This window comes from Roseomonas sp. TS2, from assembly GCF_058833935.1.
In genome coordinates, this window is record NZ_JCACVY010000246.1 from 1 (window position 1) to 5204 (window position 5204).

The following is a 5204-nucleotide window of genomic DNA, read 5'->3' on the forward strand; positions in this document are numbered from 1 at the left end:
CGTCATGCAGCGCCTGCCGCCAATGGGCCTCGAAGCTGCCGGCGGGCCATCGCGCCGCCCAGGTCTCGCGCAGGGCCGTGTGGCCGTCGAGGTCGAGCCGCCCCGCCATCGCCCCCAGCAGCCAGGCCGCCGGGCGGGTGCCGTAGAGCGGCCGGATCAGCGGCTGGGCGATGCTGGCCGTGCCGTCCGGCGCCCGCGCATCGGACCAGTCCTCCAGCGGATGATGCCCGGGCAGGTGCCACTGGCAGAGCGCGGCCGTCTCGTCCCGCCAGGGGCCGAGATGCAGGGTGAAGGCCGCGCTCTCCCGCAGCAGGCCGGCGAAGCCGAGATCGGCCGGCGCGTCATAGGCCGGGTTGGCGCCGAGGATCACCAGCATCCCGGCCTCGCCCTGCCGCAGCGCCGCGGCCAGGGCGGGCAGGTCCTCGGGCTGTTCGGGCGGGGGCGCCAGCCAATCGACCGGCGCGTCCAGCCGGTCGTTGATCCAGTGGACGAGGGCCTGCCATTCGGGCGGCGTCCAGGGGCCGGCCAGCACCAGCGCCGCGCCCGGCGCGGCGGCGAGATCATCCGCCACGGCGGCGAGGAAGCGCGCCGCCTCGGGCGGCAGCGCCGGGGCGGGCAGGCCGGCCCCGAGCCGCGCCGCCAGCGCCACCAGCACGTCCCGCACCCCGGCGGGGGGCAGCGCCAGCCGGTGGTCCGCCTTGGCGCCCGTGACGGAGAGGCCGGATTCCAGCGCGTAGAGCCGGGCGAAGGGCTCGTCCCGTCCGCGCCGCGCGGTGCGGCGGGCGGCGAAGGCGCGGGCGTGGCGGATCTGGTCCGGGCCCGGCCCCAGCGGGTCGGCCTCCAGCGAGAGGATCACCCGCGCCGCCTCCGGCCGTGGCCGCGCCACCAGCGGGGCGCCGAAGGCCAGGGCGGCGCCGGCGAGAGCGTGTTCCTCGCCCACCGGCTCGTGCGCGTGCCAGTGCAGGGCGGGGAAACGCTGCCGCAGGGCGCCGATCAGCCGCAGCAGGGTGGGCGAGGTGAGATGGCCCGTCAGCAGCCGCAGCCCTGCGCCGCCCGAGGCCTCCAGCGCCCGCAGCCGCGGCAGCAGGGCCTGCAGGGCGGCGTCCCAGCTGCTCACCCGCCCGCCCTGCCGCACGGCGCGGGAGCGGTCGGGGTCGTAGAGGGAGAGGATGGCGGACTCGGTGAAGGCATCCGTGGCGCCCAGGCTGGCCGGGTGCAGCGGGTTGCCCTCCAGCTTCACCGGCCGGCCCGCGAAGACGGTGGCCACCACGCCGCGCGCATAGCCGTTCAGGGTCAGGCTGGTGGCGAAGTGCCGCGGCACCCCTGGCGTCACGCCCTCCGGCTTCAGCACGTAGGGCAGGATCTCCTGCTCCGGCTCGCCGCACCCCGTCAGCGCCAGGGCCGAGGCGAGCAGCCCGAGGGCGGCCTGGCGGCGGCCGAGCGGCGGCGTCAGCGGTGGCATCGCGAGCAATCCGTCAGGTGCTCGGCGCGGATGCCGTAATGCGCCAGGAGGCGGCGGCCGCGCTCGGCCTGGTCCGGCGGCGGCGTCCACTGCATGTCGAAGACCCGGTCCTCCTCGCGCAGCCAGCGCGCCGGGTTCCGGTGGCAGTCGAGGCACCATGCCATCGTCAGGGGTGCGGCCTGCGAGACCTGCTGCATGGTCTGCACCGCGCCATGGCAGGTGCTGCAGCCGACGCCATTGGCCACATGCACGCTGTGGTCGAAGAACACGTAGTCCGGCAGGTCGTGGACGCGCTTCCAGGCCAGCGGCCGGTTCTCCGCCAGGCTCCGGCGCACGGGCGCCAGCATCTCCGCCTGCGTCCAGACCTGGGAATGGCAGGTCATGCAGGTGTGGGTCGGCGGCAGCCCGGCGAAGCGGGAGCGCTGAACCGTGTCATGGCAGTAGCGGCAATCCAGCCCCAGCCCGCCGACATGGTGGGCATGGCTGAACTGGACGGGCTGCGCCACGACCCTGCCCTGGCCCGTCGCATGGGTGGTGAAGGGCCAGGCGAGGAGCAGCACGACGGCAAGGCCGAACGCCAGGACGATGGCCGCCAGAGCGAAACGCAGCAGGGTATCGGCGCTCTGGCTGAAATGCTGCATCCAGGCTCATCCAAGTTCCGCGCCCGCATCCGGAAAGGCGCCGTTCCTGCGCCAGCGAGGGAGGCACATGGCATGAAGGCGCGAGCCGGCGTTCCGGCGTCACCGGTCGGGCATTAAATCTCTGTCACGGGTTGGGAGGCGGCTGGCCTTGCCATCCTCGCAGCGCCGGGCTGCGGGCCGGCCCGCCCCCGCGGTTCCAGGGCCGCCCTGCCGCATACCCCGCATCGTCCGGCACTCCGCCGCACCCCCTCGGCAGGGCCGCTGTCAGCCCTCCAGCCTCACCACGGCGGGGGCGATGTCCGGCCGGCGCCGCACGATGCGGTTGGCCACGTACCAGTCGGCGATGCGCTCGATCTGCGCCACATCGGCCTCGGTCGGCGCCCGCATCGGCACGGCGTTGTTGGCGCCGATGGCGGGGGCCAGCGCCTCCGGCAGGCCCATCGCCTCGGTCCAGATCCGCCCGGCCTCGGCCGGGTTGGCCTGGGCCCAGTCATTGTCCGCGCGGCAGGCGGCGAAGACGGCCTGCAGCAGCGGCCGCCGGTGCGCCGCCATGTCGCTGTGCGCCATCAGCGTCACCGCGTTGTCCGAGCCGATCGCGGCGCCGTCGGCCAGCACCCGCGCGCCGTGGCTGCGCTGCGCGATGGTGACGAAGGGGTCCCAGCTGGCCCAGGCGTCGACATGGCCCTGGACGAAGGCCGCGCCGCTGTCGCTCGGGCTGAGATAGGCGCGGCGCACGCTGGCGGGGTCGATGCCCGCGCGCTCCAGCGCCCGCACCAGCAGGTATTCGCCCGTGCCGCCGCGGTTGACCGCGACGCTGCGCCCGCGCAGATCCGCCAGGCTGCGGACCGGCGAATCCTGCCGCACCAGGATGCCCTCCGCCGCCGGCGCGATCTTCTGGCAGGCGAAGATCACCATCGGGATGCCGGCCGAGAGCGCGGTGACGCAGGCGGGGGAGCTGCCGGCGGTGATGTCGATGCTGCCGGCGTTCAGCGCCTCCAGCGCCGGGGCGGCGGCGGCGAAGGGGCCGGCCCATTCCACGCGCGCGCCCTGCGCCGCGGCGGCCCGTTCCAGCGTGCCGCGGGCACGGCCGGTGGTGATGTCGTTCGGCGCCCGCAGCCAGCCGATGCGCAGCACCGCCGGACCGGCGGCGCGCGCGCCGGCGCCGCGCAGGAAGGGCAAGGCGAGGGCGCCGGCGCTCAGCCGGGCCAGGGTACGGCGGTGCATGGCGGTGTCCTCGCGGCGGCGTCCGGGCAGCGGCGCCCGGAGGGTGAAAAGGTTCTGGCCGCGCGGTGTCTAGCAGATGGCAGGCCACGGGGCGCCCCCCCTGACCGCCTCCCTAGCGCCCCCCATGCCGCGCGCCCTACTCCACCTTGCCGATGCGCTGCACGGCGCGGATCAGCCGCGCATTGTCGGCGGCGAAGAAGCGGGCGAACGCCTCCCCCTCCTGGTAGGCGACGGGGCTGCCGGCGGCCTCCAGGGCGCGGCGCAGCTGCGGCCCCTCGCAGGCGGCGCGCAGCGCCCCGCGCAGCCGCGCCTGGACCGGCTCCGGCGTCGCGGCGGGCACGAACAGCCCGGTCCAGATGTAGAACTCCACCTCCGGGAAGCCGCGCTCGATGAAAGTCGGCACCGTCTCGAAGCCGGGGATGCGCTGCGCCCCCCAGCAGGCGAGGGCGCGCAGCCAACCCTCGCGCAGATGCGGCAGCACCGGGCCGGGGCCGGAGGCCAGCGCGTCCAGCGTGCCGGACAGCAGCGCGGTCAGCGCCGGCCCGCCGCCCTGGAAGGGCACATGCAGCAGGTCGAGCCCCGCCGCGCCGGTCAGCATCGCCATGGCGACGTGCAGGGTGGAGTAGTTGCCGGCCGAGCCATAGGTGATGGCGCCGGGCCGCCCCCTGGCATCGGCCACGAACTCTTCCAGGCTCTGCCAGGGCGCGCCGGCGGGCACCACCAGCAGCGTGGGGTCGGCGGTAATGCGGGCTATTGGCGCAAATTGGTCCACAGTATAGGCCGGGGTGCGGCCCTGGATGCGCTCCGCCTCCGGCAGCACGCTGAGCGAGGAGAGGGCGAGCAGCGCCGTGTGGCCGTCCGCCGGCGCCCGCGCCACGCTGGCGGTGCCGACGATGCCCCCCGCGCCGGCGCGGTTGACCACCGGCACGGGCTGGCGGAAGGCGCTCTCCAGGGCAGCGGCCACGGGCCGCGCCGTGACATCGGCCTGCCCGCCCGGCGGGAAGGCCACCACCATCTGGATGGCGCGGGACGGATAGGCTTCCGCCGCGGCGCCGGTGTTCTGGGCAAGGGCGGGGCGGGCGGCGGACAGGGCCGCGCCTCCGGCCAGGAGATGTCGTCGCAGCATCATCGTTTCCTCCCCGGGTTTTCTCCCCGGCTGGGCCGGTGGCTTCTTCTTGGCCCTTGGCCCTTGGCCCTTGGCCCTTGGCCGGGCCTTGGCGTTCGGCGGCCTGGGCCGCCGGGGCAGGCGCTTGGTTCAGGCCACGCGGCGCAGCGTGTTGCGGATGCGGCCGATGCCGCTGATCGCGCATTCCACCACGTCGCCCTCGCGCAGGAAGCGCGGCGGCCTGAAGCCGATGCCGACGCCCTCCGGCGTGCCCGTGGCGATGACGTCGCCCGGCAGCAGCGCCATGCTGCGCGAGATGGTCTCGATCAGCGTCGGGATGTCGAAGATCAGGTCGGCGGTGCTGGCATCCTGGCGCGGCTCGCCATTGACGGTGCAGGTGACGCGCATCGCGCCGGCCTCCACCGCGTCGGCGGTGACGATCCAGGGGCCCATCGGGCAGAAGCCGTCGATGCCCTTGCCCAGCAGCCACTGCTTGTGGGTCTGCTGCAGGTCCCGCGCCGTGACGTCGTTGACCACCGTGTAGCCGAAGACATGCGCCATGGCCTGCGCCTTCGGGATGGCGCGGCCGCCCCGGCCGATGACGACCGCCAGCTCCGCCTCGTAATCCACCCCGCCATCGAGGCCGGGCAGCAGCGGGATGTCGGCGGCGGGGCCCGAGATGCTGGTCCAGGGCTTGGAGAAGATGATGGGCGCGGCGGGAATGGCGTCGGCCGCCCCGGCGGCGCTGGAATCATAGCCGCTGCTGGCGAAT

Annotated in this window: 5 protein-coding genes; all 5 read right to left on the minus strand. The window is 75.1% G+C overall.

The features are described 5' to 3' along the window. Nucleotides 1-1462, minus strand: a 1462-nt coding sequence (locus ACZJYS_RS22435; RefSeq protein WP_493180385.1) for a molybdopterin-binding domain-containing protein, incomplete at its 3' end; no start/stop codon positions are given. Then, nucleotides 1450-2103 carry a cytochrome c3 family protein gene (locus tag ACZJYS_RS22440; RefSeq protein ID WP_493180386.1) on the minus strand — a complete coding sequence of 218 codons (654 nt, stop codon included), beginning with the start codon at nucleotides 2101-2103 and terminating at the stop codon, nucleotides 1450-1452. The genes ACZJYS_RS22440 and ACZJYS_RS22435, both read right to left, overlap by 13 nt. Before the next feature lie 264 nt (nucleotides 2104-2367). Next, nucleotides 2368-3327, minus strand: a complete 960-nt coding sequence (locus ACZJYS_RS22445) for an aliphatic sulfonate ABC transporter substrate-binding protein (RefSeq protein ID WP_493180387.1) — start codon at nucleotides 3325-3327, stop codon at nucleotides 2368-2370. 136 nt (nucleotides 3328-3463) lie between these two features. Continuing rightward, nucleotides 3464-4453 (minus strand): tripartite tricarboxylate transporter substrate binding protein, encoded by a 990-nt coding sequence (locus tag ACZJYS_RS22450; protein ID WP_493180388.1) that lies wholly within the window; start codon nucleotides 4451-4453, stop codon nucleotides 3464-3466. Nucleotides 4454-4582: 129 nt separating this feature from the next. Then, nucleotides 4583-5204, minus strand: a 622-nt coding sequence (locus tag ACZJYS_RS22455; RefSeq protein WP_493180389.1) for a fumarylacetoacetate hydrolase family protein, incomplete at its 5' end; no start/stop codon positions are given.